Raw genomic sequence first — 14,287 nt, 5'->3', positions numbered from 1 at the left:
GCCTTCCTGCTTTTTTCGATTTTGATTGCACTGCATATGACGCGAGTATCACTGCGTACAAATTTCCACAGTTCAAAATTAATTCGTTGTCTCGCTGACTTGGCCATTGTGGATGCTGCCGAGCCCGAGAATGCGTTTGCAGAAAAACTAGGCCTGTGGATTCATTTTACCGACGCAATCACCCTATCTGCTGTGCACAGCGACAGCATTACGAGTCTGCCGAAAATGCAGCACGAAGTGCAACTTCCCCTGGGCGCTGAGGTCGGTATCGAATTCCACCGGATACAGACTAGCTTGATCAATTCGATCATGAAAAGCTGCTCGCTTAACTTGGACAAGACGCACATCGAACTGCCGATGGACCTTGCGGCGGCCTACGCACCGTATCGCCGGTTCTATGATACGCATCAACGGGACATGGAATTGCGCATTCAGCCCCTGCGGGTCAATGTCCGGGAAGCGCTTGCAAAGGTGTCGCCAAGGCTCAAAAAGCTTGCCGACCTGGACGCGGCGCTCGAAGGAATACTGCGCGATCGCGAGAGTAAATTGCTCTCGAAGGTGCCGGTGCTTCTTAAAAAACGTTTCGAGCAATTGTACAAAACACATCAGCAGATGCTGGTTGATACTCAGCAGGCAGACAACTCTGCCAGTTGGACGCAAGCCGGAACCTGGCTGGCGCGTTTTTCCAATGACATGCAAATGCTGCTGCTGGCTGAAATGGAGCTTCGCTTACAACCGGCGATGGGTCTCCTCGAAGCATTCAATAACAAAGATACGCAATGAATAGATATTTATTTACAGTCGCCTTCATCTTGGGCGCACTTGGAGTCGTTTGGATGGGAGTCGGATTTATCCACTCCAGTTTTCTGGCGCTGGCGATGACGGCTGTCATTGGCGTAGTCTATGTGTTCGGAGCGTTCGAACTACGTCAGTTTCGTCGGGCGACATCCACATTGGCAGCCGCGCTGGCGGCAATTCCTGAAAACCTGCCGGAACTCGGCGGCTGGCTCGACCGCGTGCATAATTCACTACAAAACTCCGTGCGTTTGCGCATCGAGGGCGAGCGTGTCGGCTTGCCCGGCCCCGCCCTCACGCCTTATCTGGTCGGGCTGCTGGTGATGCTGGGGATGCTGGGCACGTTTTTGGGAATGGTCGTCACCCTCAACGGCGCAGTGTTTGCATTGGAAAAAACCACCGATCTTGAGGCGATCCGCTCTGCACTGTCCGTGCCGATCAAGGGATTGGGGCTGGCGTTCGGCACCTCGGTAGCAGGGGTTGCCGCATCTGCGATGCTGGGCCTGATGTCGGCGCTCTGCCGACGCGAAAGAATGCTGGCGGCGCAGCTACTGGACACCAGGATTGCGACGGTATTGCGCCGCTTTTCACTCACACATCAGCGTCAGGAAACCTTCAAGGCGCTGCAGTTGCAATCTCAGGCCTTGCCTCAGGTAGTCGATAAATTGCAGGCGATGATGGTGCAAATGGAGGCCACGAGCCAACAGCTGAATCAGCGCTTACTCAGCAATCAGGAGGAATTTCACAGCAATGTCAAAGGCGTGTACACCGATCTGGCATCCGCAGTAGATCAATCCCTGCGCGAGAGCTTGAGCCAGAGCGCGCATGCTGCCGGCGAAAGTATCAAACCCGTGGTCGAGGCGGCGATGAGCGGGATCGCAAGTGAAGCGAAGTTGATGCACGAGCGTGTGGCCGATGCGGCGCAGACGCAACTTGACGGACTTTCTGCACGGTTCAGCGTTACCGCCGCCACCGTAGCCGAAACCTGGACGGCGGCGCTCAGGAGCCACGAACAGGCAAGTAGCAGCATGGTCACCGGCTTGGGCCGTTCACTGGACGCATTCAACGAAACATTCGAGCAGCGTTCAGGCGCCCTCGTAACTAAGGTTGGAGAGACCTACGCCAACCTGCAGACCAATCAGGCAGAGCGCGACAAACAGCGGCAGCAGGCGTGGACGCAATCGTTAGAAGCCATGGCGGCGGCGCTCGCTCACGAATTGCAACAAGCGAGCACGCAAACGCTTACTCAGCAGCAGCAAATTTGCGACACCTTGACTCAGACCGCGCAACACATCACCGAACATGCGCAGACCAGCGCCAGCAATACGCTAGCCGAAACAACGCGCTTGATCGCTGGCGCTGAAGAATTGATGCGATCCCGCATCGCCTCCGAAGCGCAATGGATCGAGCAGCACAGCGAACGCATGAATCAACTGGCCGGGGTGTTGCGTACCGAACTGAGCGCGCTCAAAGAGGAAGAAGTCTTGCGTGGCAATGCGGCGGTTGAACGGCTGGGCCAGTTGCAAACTGCGCTGACAAGTCATTTGACCACGCTGGGCACCGCGCTGGAAGAACCGATCACGCGACTCATACAAACGGCCTCGGAAGCCCCGCGCGCCGCGGCGGAAGTCATTGGACAATTGCGCCAGGAAATCTCCACCAGCGTTGCGCGCGACAACGAGCTGCTGGAGGAACGCAGCCGCATCATGGAGACACTCAATGCCCTGCTCAATGCGATCAATCATGCTTCCGTTGAACAGCGCGCCGTGATCGACTCCCTGGTGGCTTCCTCCGCGGTGGCGCTCAATGCTGCCGGCAGTGCGTTTTCAGACAATGTCGCCGTCGAGACCGCAAAACTCTCCGACATTGCCGCGCATGTCACCAGCAGCGCTGTCGACGTATCGAGCCTGAGTGAAGCCTTCGGTTTTGCCGTGCACTCGTTCAATGAGGCCAATGAAAAGCTGATCGCCAACCTGCAGCGCATTGAAGGCGCGATGGACAAATCCATGCTGAGAAGCGACGAACAACTCGCCTATTACGTCGCCCAGGCGCGTGAAATCATCGACTTGAGCATGATGTCGCAAAAAGAAATTTTTGAAGAGCTGCGCCAGTTCCCGGCCAAGCAAGCTTTGTTGGCTGACGAGGTCAAATAATGCATAACAGCGTGGATGACAGCGACGCCGGCATGGAACACACGGCGCCGGTCTGGGCCGTTTTTGGCGACCTGATGTCAGGCTTGCTGGGCGCTTTTGTGCTGATATTGGTCGGCGTGGTGAGTGTTCAAATGGAGTTGACATCGCACCTGCAAGACGAAGTGAAAAAGCGCCAGGTCGAGGAGCAGCGCCGCATGAGCCTGGAAAAAGCTCTCGCGATTCCGCTGGCATCGGGGCGCATCACGCTAAACAACGGGCGTATTGGCATCAGTGGCCAGGTACTGTTCGCACTCAATTCGAACCAGTTGCAGCCTGAAGGTCGGCAACTATTAAATAGCCTTGTCACCCCGCTACGGGCTTATCTGACGGCACGCGATGAACTGCTGATGGTGAGCGGGTTTACCGACAACAAGTCCATACGCGGCGGCCCCTTCGCCGACAACTGGGAGTTATCGGCCCAGCGCGCGTTGACAGTTACCCGCACCTTGATCGACGAAGGGATGCCACCTTCCATGGTATTTGCGGCAGCGTTTGGTGCCGAGCAGCCGGTAAGGCCCAACACCGATGATACCGCGCGCGCGCAAAACCGGCGCGTGGAAATGGCGCCCGTACCGAAAACCTCCCACGCAAAAACGCCGTCCCATGAATGAAGCGGATCGCAGGGAAATCACGGATGCGCCACTGGATTCATCCCCTGATTTCAACACACTGATCGCTTCCCTGCGCACAGCAGGCGCGGACCAGTTCGACCCCGTGCGCCTGCACTATATTGAAGCGCTGGCCAAACGCGCAATAGCGCATCGGGCGAGCGTCAAACGCATGCTCGATGCCAAGCTGGCGCAAGCGCTGACGGCGTTTAAAGAGCGCTTTGATTTGGCCCAAGGCGATGCCAAGGAAACCGTCGCCCGCAGTATGCAGCAATATCCGCATGCGGCCGACGATCTGCAGCGACTTTTTGCCACAGGCAATTTCAAAGAATTACGACGATTTATCACTACTCTGCAGACCCGCGAACAATGCGCATCTTTGAGCGCACTGGTGCGCCAACTTGAGCAACATTCTCCGGAAAATGCCGATGCGCGTTTGGAGGGAAATGTCGGAGCGCGCTCCGAACTGAAAACCATACGGAATTTCAGAGATACCTGGTCAAAACTGAGCGTCGACAAACAGATGGCGCAAGCACTTGAGCAAGCTCCGAAAAATGCCGGACCGATTAATTCCCACATGCTGGTGCTGCGCTCACTGGCATTGATGCGCGATATCTCACCCGATTATCTTAACCGGTTCATGTCTTACGCGGATACCTTGTTATGTCTCGATCAATGCGAGAAAGAAAAATTGGACAAGCCCAAAAAACGCCAGGTAGCGAAGGCGGGAAAAAATAAAGCGCAATGAAGTGCGCAAATTCTCCATCATTCCAAAGAGCGAGTAGCTTGCGTCAAGAAAACCAGGGGCAGGTCTTGCAATGACACATCATTTGACGAACGGGTTTACTACTCAAGACGGTATCTGCCCCAGGCTTTGCCGCTAGAACATGAAATGTGGCATTGCAAGACCTGACCCTGGCTTTAATGGCGGGAGGGTCAAACGGAATGGGTCAATTCAGCACGCAAACGAACACCCGCCGCGACCGAGCACGATCACTTGCATCATTTCGATCGTCATTCGCGTCCATCCACGACGCTTAGGACCCACCATCAAATCAGTCCAAAAATTAAATTCGGCAGCGCCGAAATGGGTCGCGACTGTTCGGAATCGGGAAATTGTCGTTTAGTCCCACTGCATTATTTTCGGCCAGAGCCATTTTAATCGTCGTGACAGAAACGGCATATTTGGTGGCTAGCGTACGGATTGGTGCGAGGCTCCCAGAATTGACAAGCACTCTATGCTCTGTTTGCAATGCCTCGTGATTCCATGTCCCGTCTTTGTTCTTTGATTTTCCGTCCATTTAGCTCTTTCATGTCGCTCGTGGGCTGTTCGGGCCCTACTATTGTTACAGGCGGAGAGACGGGGATCCACTGAATGCGGATATCGTGCTCGGAAAATCTCCGGCATAAAGCAGATACCCCCCCTCGAATTGACTAAATTTGAGGAGTTTGAGTTATCAGCAGAAAGTTAACAGGATTTTGTGACAACTATCGAAAAATTTCTTTTCTGAATGTCAACACGTCCTAATAAATAATGGGAGTAGAAGTTACCGTTTCGATCGTATTTAACTTAATCTCGGGAAAATCCACATCGACACCATCAATTTTTATTGGTGTAATTTTTAAATTGAGATACTTCGCATTTGGTGGCACATCTACGGCAACAAGAAAAGTATAAATCGGAGTCCCTTTTTTCCAATTATCAATAAAAACATATTTGAAATTTAGATCAACTGAAGGGGTCTTTCGTGACTCCACCTTTGTATAACTAGTTCCGTTCTGGCTGTGTGTTTTCAATTTCCACTCTTGGTCATCTCGAAACAAGCTATAGTAATAATTCACATTAGACTTAACACATCCAGTATTTTTTTCAACAAACAAACAATCTGCGTTAACAATCGCACTATGCGCGCCGTCTGAGGAAAGAGTGACTCTTAGATTCTTTCCTGAACTAACGCTATTGGATTCTATATTTACGGTCACCCCAGATCTTTTAAATGTAGTCTCACTTCCTCTAATGCCACTAACAGTTCCTGTTTCCTCTGTTTTCGTTTCTGGATTAGTTATCGATAAATATCTAACATTTTGAAAAGTACAACCAGTACAAAGAAGTAATAAAATCCCCGATTTTATTTTTAACAATATATTTTCCCGAAGAAAATATAAAGCACTTATCTCGCTATTGAAAATCATGGTTTTTTCTCGGCGTTATTAATTTGATTTTTAAGGATATCAATATTCACTCCATATTGATTCAAAAGTGTGGATACTGCAAATGGTGCCGCAATGGGAATATCAACAATAGTCTGCATTTCAAACCATTTGCGCTGAAAACTTGTCAAATTAGCCTGCAAATTCCCTTGTTGATCGTAGAAACCACTCCCCAAGAAATCGTGGGTTCCAGCAAATGATTCAAGCAATTTATCGAAAAAACTTCCAGCTTGGTATGGAATATTTTTGAGCGTCCCAGGCAATCCTTGCGCACCCCCAGTGAGTCCACCCTCTTTCGTTAATGCTTCCTGGAGCGTCCACGGTGCAGACGATTCTGGGTTAGTGCCTATTCCTGTAAAAGTCCATGTCCCGTCAGAATTTACGTCAACTCTCCCATACTTTTTCAGGTCATCGAAACTAACTCGAGTTCCAGCTATTTTGTATCCGTCCCCATCTACGCCAACACTAGGACCAGTAGCATTTGAAATCAACTTTCCAGTTGGATCGTTAGAATCAGAAACTCCCGCAAATTGCTGAGAGGATACAACCTGACTTTGCCGCATAGCATCCGCAGCCCACGCTATGCTTGCTGTCGCAAAACCACTCACAGCCCCACTCTTGCAATCTCCCCCACTCAACTCAGCACTCGCACATCCTGCAGCAGTTGTCGCCAGCAATCGGCTGGCGTCGTAAGTACTTCCATATGCTCCCGTCACAGCACCACCGATAGCACCTGCCACACCAGATTTCAAAATATCTCCAGCATTAAGTGTTCCCGTGAATCCCAATTGCGTCACCGTGCTAGACGCCATAGCTCCCAGTGCCCCAGCTATAGCTAAATTGGCGGCACCACCTACAGCAAAAGCTGAACCAGCCATAATGCCACCAGCTGCGGCTGCCTCCGTAAAGGTCGCCCCTGCAGCAACCGCATCAAGCATGCTCACAGCGGCTGCTTGCTGCATCGCCCCAACGGCTGCGGCCGCAGCGCCGGCAGTAACAATCGCTAATGCAACCGCCGCTACTATGATTATGATCGTGGCTGTCGAATCTGCCTTCTTGGTCTGCACCCATTCCTGTTGTATATGATCTTGTGCAGTACTTTGAGTAAAGCCACCATCAAGTTGGCGTTGCAGACTGTCCAGCAAAGCCTGGCTACCGGCCTGATTTACGGTGCCATCAGCATTAAGTTGCTGGAACTGACCACTAATACTGTTGACACGATCAACATTGAACTGATAACTGGCGGCTGAGAGGAAGCCTCCCGGCTGTACAGCGTCGCCAGTCAGTTTTGTATAGCCTTGCTTGTCGGTGCGTATCGTCTGTACACCGATGTCGGCATTACGCGCTTCATTATTGAGCTGTTGCGCATTGATGATCAATTGCTGGGCACTGATGTAACCGGTATTGGTGACAGTGCCGTTTGGATGATCAGTGTCACCGGTGCCGGTTGCCGTTAGGGTGACTTGGTTACCTTGAATGACACCACCTGCCAACGCACCTTGCGTGGCTTGCGGTAAATAGACCTGCGGCATCAGTGCATTGATCGTGCCACACTGTGATGTTCCGGTCGCAGTGCAGCTCGGATCTGGCACGGTTTGTTCGACGTACCACAGCATCGGCGCATTCAGCTCGTTGATTTGCTGTTGCGACAGCGCTTGCCCCAACTGGATATTGTTCTGCGTCGCGTAGTTGATCGCGTTGCTGTACAGGACCGCCTTTTGCTGATCGGCCAGGCTGACCTGCGTTTTACTATCCCATTGCACACCACTCACAAAACTGGCATTGCCGGTCTGGGCCAATGCAGCCTGTTGCAGCTGCTGACTTTCGGTAAAGGGATCGAAGTAGAACGGCACATTGCCATTCGGCTGCAATGCCGAGGGCAGATTGTTCAGTAACACCTGCGGCGTCAATCCACCCAGCACACTGCTGGCCGGATTGGTGATCACATATTTTGGATCATTGGTACTAGCCTGCGTCGGCAAACCGCTCTGCCCCGCAGGTGTTCCGGCCGTAAAATGGAAATTGCCGTTACCGACAGTCGAGGTCGGCGCCGTCGCGAAACCCTGGCTGCCGATCGCCCCCGTTGCGGTGCTGCCGCTACCGTTGCTGCCATTGGCAGTTGTGGTCGGCACCGGTGCCTGCGGTCCCACATTGGGATTGGCATTTACCTGTCCCGTAGCGCCCACTGCGCCGGCAGCCTGGTTGGCCCCATTCTGGGCGTTGGTCGCTGTAGTTGGCACACCGATCGGGCCCAGCGGAATGACGTTTTTCGGCGTAGAACCTGCCGGCGTCATGACTTGCGGATTGGTATAACCGTTGGTGATGTTGCTGCCGGTCAGATTGACTTGGTAACCAGTAATAGTGCCGGTGTTCTGCAATGCGGCGTACTGACCGCCCTGGCCATTGACGTTCAGGCTGTCGGCGGCCTGGATGATACTGTTGGATTGATTCGGTGTATTGTTGTTGACCGGATCGTTTTCGCGAACATGGTCGCATGAGCCCAGGCTGCAATGGTTTTCGACATGGCTGTGATAACTGGTCACCGCCAATACATCGGCATTGTTGTTCAGGGCGCTGGTGACCGTGATATTGGCGTTTTGCCCGGCATTGATCAGGCTGCCGGTGTTATTCAAGGTGGCGCTGTTGATCGTCACATTACGCGCGCCATTGATGACGCCCGCCTGCGACGTTTCGGCTTGCTCTGTGACGCCGAAGAAGTCCTGGTTCAGGTCGGCGACGGTTTGCCCGGCAAACGTGGTCTGGCGCGACTGCACACCCACGGTGCCGCCGCTGCGCACGTTATTCAAGGTCGCTGCATTGATGCTGACGTCGCCATTGGTCGCCTGGATCGAACCGGACTGATTGCTGACCGTGCCCGGGCTGGTAATGGTGACGTTGCTCAGGGCAGCCAGGTTGGCATTGTTGTTGACGACGCTTCCGGCATTGATCGCCAGGTTACGGCCGGCCACGATCGTCGCCGGATCTTGTGCCATGGCGACGCTCTGCGACAAGGGATTGAAGTTGTCGCCGTTTGCCACTACCAGCGTGCCTTGCGTCAGGACGCTGTAACTATTCTCGCCCTGGTTGGTCAGGCCTGCCACATTGAAGGTGATATCCCGGCCTGCGACGATATTGCCGGCATTGACCAGATTGCCGCCGCTGATGCTCACATCCTGATTCGCCACAATCTGCCCGCGCACGCCCAGTGCCGTGGTGGTGCCGCCGGTGCTCGGCGCCACGATGCTGGCAGCCGGGATCGGCGTCAGCGTCAATGGCTGGACATTCGAGGTGCAACCGCCCTGCGCTTCACCCGGGCAAGGCGGACTGGCATCGCCGACAATAGTCGTGCCCATCGCGATCACCTGCGCCATGAAATTGCTGAGTTCGGCCTGGTTGACCGAGGTGGTGGTTTTGGAAGTGATGATCGTATCGGAACGACCGTTGTCCAGACTCTGCACGTTCAACACCACATTGTTGCCGCTGATGGTGCTGCCGCGATTGGACAGGCTATTGGCGGTAATGCTGGCCTGGTTGCCGGCGGTGATCAGGCCCTGCTGACCGTTGGTCTGGCTTTGCACTGTCGTTTGCACCGTCGGCAAGGCCAGTATCTGCGTGACTGACGGGCCACTGTAGAGGTATTGAGGATTGTCGCCAGCAAAGTACGCGGTACCACCGGGGCCGATCGGGCCGAGCCCGGTCGCCTTGACCGTGCCCGTGGTCAAATTGGGACTCAAGTCCCCCAGGGTGACGTTTTGCGGGACATAAATCCAGGTCGGACCATTCGTGCCATTGGAGTTGCCGTCGGAGACGAGGACCGGGTCGGTGCCGATCACGGTCGACAACAACAAGGCCGGGTCGCTGACGGTGGTGGTGACGTTTTGCAGATCTACAGGCGCTGCGCGATCATTATTGACCGACGCGGCGTTGATGTTGACGTTGTTGGCAGCCGTGATGCTGCTGCCGACATTGGTCAGGCTGCCTGCCAGTGTGGCATTCACGTCGCGGTTGGCCGTGGTGGTGCCGCCTGTGTTGTCATAGCTGGCGCCGGACAGATTGACGTCGCGCACCGCCTCCACTTTACCGGCGTTGGTGACGGTACCGCCCAGGTTGACATCGCGGTCGGCGTGAATCACCCCGCCGGCCTGGTTGGCGACAACGCCATTCAAGGTCACATCGTTGCCTGAAATGACGCTGCCGCTGTTGGTAAAGGAAGCGGCGCTGATGGCGATATCGCCGGATTTCTGGATCGTGCCGCTGTTGGTCAACCCGTTGACCGCCTGCAGGTTCAAGCCCGATCCCGGCAAGTTCCAGTTGCCGTTCACATTGATCGTATTCGCAATCAGGGTCAAGGTGCCGTTCAGGTCGACGGCGCCGAAGCTCGCCGCAGTCGGATCGATACTTTGATTTGGCAACTTCAAGGTCACGTTATTCGACGCCAGGATCTGGCCGCCGGCATTATTAAAGCTGCCTGCTCCGCCATTGACGGTCAGGCTGACATTGCCCGAACCCGGCGGCGCCGTCGATACGGCGCTGGTGTCGCCCGCGAACAACAAACCGCCTTGATTCGCCGCGAAGGTATTGGTCACCAAATTTAAATTGTCGCGCGCCAGCAATGCGCCATTGTTGTTGACGATGCTATTGGCGGCATTGACATTGGTGTTCACGCCATACACCGTGCCCGCATTGGTCAGATTGGTCGCGTTGATAGTAGCGGTGCCCAACGATTGCAGGGCCGCACCGGCGCTGTTGATGGCCTGCTGCGTGGCGACGTTGACATCCCCTGCCGCCAGCCAGTTACCGTTATTGGTCACGCTATTGGCGCCGTTCAAGGTCGCATTGCCCTTGACGACACCGACGTTGTCGGTCGTGACACTGTTGCTCGCGGTCGCTGTCAGGTTGCCGCCGATTGCATTCACCGGATGCGGATTGGCTGCCGTGATGCTGGTGGCGCTCGCTACGCCGCCCAGCGTGACGTCAGCGCCGGTTAGATTGGCGTCCCGGCCAACTGTCAGCAAGCCGCCTGTCAAATTGAGGTTGTTTCGCGCGGCGGCTTGCAAGGTGCCGCCGACATTCAAGTCGCCGCCGGTCGCAATGCTGGATCCGCTCAGGGTCGCATTGCCCAGGCTGGTGGTGACGCCATTCAATGCCAGCGCCTGGCCGGCACTGGCAGTCAGATTGCTGCTTGCGCCGACGGTGCTTTGCGTGGTCAAGTTACGGCCAGCGTTCAGACTGATGTTTTGCAGGCTATTGACGGCGCCGGCAGCCACCAGATCGGTACCCGCGCTAGCTTGCAGACTCCCCCCCGTCGTCGTCGCGCCGTTCAGGGCGACATTGCCCTGCGTGGCGGCCAGCGTCGCATTGCCCAACACCGTGGTCGCCCCCATGCCCAGGCCGTTGCCGGCGGTTGCGTTCAGATTGCCGCCCACGCCGACCGTGCCGGCCAGTGCGATATCCTTGGCGGCCGTCAGTTGGGCGTCGTTCGTAAACTGGGTATTGCCTGCACCAGCAATGCTGCCGCCGGCAGTCAATGTACCGGCGCCGTGGCCGGCCAGGTTACCCGCCAGATTCAGATTGCCGTTTGTCGCTGTGATCGTCGTGTCTTTGCCGACCTGGGTATTGCCGCCCAAGGTGACGTTATTCGCTGCAGTCGCCTGCAAGCTGTCTTGCGCATTGACGTCGCCGGCGACGGTCAGATTGCCGTGCTGGCTTTGCAGAACGGCCGCGTTTTGTGCGTAGACCTGGCCGCCGAGGGTCAAATCGCCGCCGGAGGCGGCATTCAGTCCGGACAAGGCCAGCACGCTGCCGGTCGTGCTCAACGTGCCGGTTTGTGCAGTCAGGCCGGTGTCGCCCAAAGCGATGACCGTACCGCCGACACCCAGGTTGCGCGTCGCGTTCAAGGTCGTCGCGCCATTCGACAGCGTGCCGCCATTGACCGCGATATCACGACCGGCCGCAACTTGCAATGTGCCCGTGGTCTGGGTCTGTCCACCCAAGGTGGCGTCCTGGCTGGCAGCAATCGTCAAATTGCCGCCGCTGGCATTGCCGACTGTCGTTGGTCCCGACAAGGTGACGTTGGCACCTTGCAGATTGGCGCTGCCGCCAGTATTGCCGCCAGCGGTGACCGCTGCGAACGATACATTTTGGCCGGCGGTCGCAGTCAGGTTACCGCCCGTTTGCAGCTGGCCGCCAATCGCGATCGCCTGACCTGCCGTCAAGGCCGTATCGGTGAGCGCCGTCAGCTTGCCCGTGCCGGTGATGTTTTGCCCCGCTTGCACTTGCGCCGCGCCGCCGGAAGTCAGGTCGCCGTTGAGTGCGACACTGCCGTTGGTTGCCGTGATGCTTGCATTACCGCCGGATTGCGTGCTGCCGCCCAAAGTAACGTTGTTCGCTGCGGTCGCATTCACCTGCTGCTGCGCTGCCAGCGTACCGCCGACAGTGATGCTGCCGTTCTGGCTTTGCAATTGCGCGCTTTGCGCCGCATAGACCTGGCCACCCAGATTCGCATCCGTGTTCGCCAAGACGTTGACGTTGCCACTCGAACTGATCACGTTGCCCGCGGTCGTGACACTGCCCTGCTTGCCTTGCAGACTCAAGTCGCCGACCGATCCCGCCGTGCCGTTGATGGTCAGGTTACGGGTTGCGGCCAGCGCCAATGTGGTGGCGCTGGTGATGCTGCCGTCAATGGTGATATCGCGTGCTGCATTGATCGCGGTCTGGTTGGGTGCGGTAACGCTGCCACCCAGGATAATGTCACCGGTGCCGTCGTGTCCCTGCGCGGTCAAGTTCAGCGCATTGCCGGCCTGGACTGTACCGCCCAGGTTAATCGAGTTGCCAGCTGTAGCCGTAATGCTGTTGTCGGCCACCGCCCCGCCGGTGCCGGTAATATTGCCACCCGCCTGCAGGTTGACGTTCTGATGAGACTGCATGCTGCCGTTGACTTGCACATTGCCGTTGGCGCCAATATTGAGTCCCTGTTCGCCCAGGCTGTCGCCGTTGGCCGTGACATTGCCGGTCGACGTGATGTCGACAGTGCTTTTGCCGTAGGTGGTGCCGACCCGGACATCGCCATTGGCGTCGATCGATAGTGCGCCGACGCTGGAAGTCAACGTGCCATCGTTGCGCACGCCGAGCCCTTGGCTGGTGCCGATCACCTTGATCTGCCCCGCCGTCATCGCGCCGAAGGCGCTGGCGTCGATCTGCAGGGCGTTTTGTGCAGAAGTATTGCTGGCGGCGGTATTGGGACCATTGCTGCTGACCTGATAGTCGCTGCCAGCCCTGCCCTGTCCCGACTGCGACTGAGCCACAACCTGCTGGCCGCTGATCAGATTAATTTGCTGACCAGCATACAACGGCGCATTGATGCCGATGCTGCCGGCGATCAGATCGATCGAGCCGACAGTACCTTCGATACCGCTCCCCGGAGTGCCGTTTGCGCCCGGCAAGCCTTCGATCTGAATCCGGCCGCCCTGCACGTCATAAGACAGCGCGGCGGCATTGTCGAAAGAGGTGACACTGCCGCCCGGGCCGCTCAGAAACTGCGGCATGCCTGTGGTCAGAGTGATATGCGGAGCGTTGACAAAACCGCAGCTCGTGCAGTTCACGCCATTCGGATTGACCACGATCACTGAAGCTGGAGCGCCAAACACCTCAATGGTGCCAAAGATATTGCTTGGACCGCCCTGGCTGGTGACCTGGTTGATAATCTGGGTCGCCGTGCGGCCATTCAAGAATGGATTGGCGGCGACATTCCCACCCAACAAACTGCCACCTGCGGTCAAGCTGTTATTTAAAATCAGGCCGACAGCGTCAACATTAAAGGCACTGTATTGATTCAACGAGATGCCATTGGCGTTCGGCTGCGTGATATTCACCACGGGTACATTACCGCCAGGACCGGTGCTGCTGGTGACTTGGGGCTGAAACCGGATCGGCGCATTGGGGTCGGTGATCGGCGCAGCCATGGCGCTGTGCAGTCCAAATTGCACCGACGGCAAGGCCGTTTCCATCTGCGCCATGAGCGCGCGCGTCATCCCGGGGAGATGCTGTTCCAGCTGCGCTTGCAGCGGCCCCCAGTTGCCGCTGTGCTGTGCTTCCAGTACGTCCTGTTTCAACTGCCCTGCAAAAAATTGCCAGTCAACCGTTGCGTTCCTCGCCTGCTGCAGCTCCGCGCTGACCGCCAATTGACCCGCCGATTGCGTCGCGTTTTGCCAGGTCACCTGCAAAGGCGCCAGCCACAATGTCATTGCGACCGCCGCGGCAACTACCCGCTGCCATAACCGCACTTGGGGCGCTCCGTCTTGCGATAAGCCAAGCATGCTCTGCGCCATCGCTTCCGATCGATCAACTGGCAGTTCAAGGCGTAATGCGGTGGACAGATGCGATTGATCGAGACGGGACAGCAATTGACGGAGCGAGCGATTCATAACATTCCCTGATTTATTTTTATTGATGCAATATTGTTGAGACCGTGCTTGCCGGGCA

6 protein-coding genes are annotated in these 14,287 nt (G+C 56.1%); 4 read left to right on the top strand and 2 right to left on the bottom strand.

Annotated elements, in window-relative coordinates:
- Nucleotides 1-36 precede the first annotated feature (36 nt).
- Genes V8G57_RS02145 through V8G57_RS02130 form a run of 4 tightly spaced genes read left to right on the top strand, consistent with a single transcriptional unit; the run spans nucleotide 37 to nucleotide 4,343 of the window.
- Nucleotides 37-783, top strand: coding sequence for a DUF3348 domain-containing protein (locus tag V8G57_RS02145; protein WP_342827986.1), 747 nt, complete (start codon nucleotides 37-39; stop codon nucleotides 781-783).
- On the top strand, nucleotides 780-2,948 hold the full coding sequence (locus V8G57_RS02140; RefSeq protein WP_342827985.1) for a DUF802 domain-containing protein: 2,169 nt from the start codon (nucleotides 780-782) through the stop codon (nucleotides 2,946-2,948). Before V8G57_RS02145 ends, V8G57_RS02140 begins: the two co-directional genes overlap by 4 nt.
- Entirely contained in the window at nucleotides 2,948-3,598 is a 651-nt protein-coding gene (locus tag V8G57_RS02135; protein WP_342827984.1) for an OmpA family protein, read from the top strand. Before V8G57_RS02140 ends, V8G57_RS02135 begins: the two co-directional genes overlap by 1 nt.
- Nucleotides 3,591-4,343, top strand: coding sequence for a DUF2894 domain-containing protein (locus V8G57_RS02130; RefSeq protein ID WP_342827983.1), 753 nt, complete (start codon nucleotides 3,591-3,593; stop codon nucleotides 4,341-4,343). The genes V8G57_RS02135 and V8G57_RS02130 overlap by 8 nt, the downstream gene beginning before the upstream one ends.
- A gap of 776 nt (nucleotides 4,344-5,119) precedes the next feature.
- Here the strand turns inward: V8G57_RS02130 and V8G57_RS02125 are convergent.
- Both V8G57_RS02125 and V8G57_RS02120 read right to left on the bottom strand, forming a co-directional pair.
- The gene (locus tag V8G57_RS02125; RefSeq protein WP_342827982.1) at nucleotides 5,120-5,788 is read right to left on the bottom strand and encodes a hypothetical protein; all 669 of its coding nucleotides are present in this window, start codon (nucleotides 5,786-5,788) and stop codon (nucleotides 5,120-5,122) included.
- Complete coding sequence (locus tag V8G57_RS02120; protein WP_342827981.1) at nucleotides 5,785-14,229, bottom strand: two-partner secretion domain-containing protein; 8,445 nt, start codon at nucleotides 14,227-14,229, stop codon at nucleotides 5,785-5,787. Before V8G57_RS02120 ends, V8G57_RS02125 begins: the two co-directional genes overlap by 4 nt.
- Between the last annotated feature and the right edge of the window lie 58 nt (nucleotides 14,230-14,287).

Origin of the sequence: Collimonas rhizosphaerae (assembly GCF_038896935.1) — a bacterium.
Lineage (GTDB): Bacteria > Pseudomonadota > Gammaproteobacteria > Burkholderiales > Burkholderiaceae_D > Collimonas > Collimonas rhizosphaerae.
Note: the sequence above shows the minus strand (reverse complement) of the source record. Positions and strands in the feature narration are given on the sequence as shown.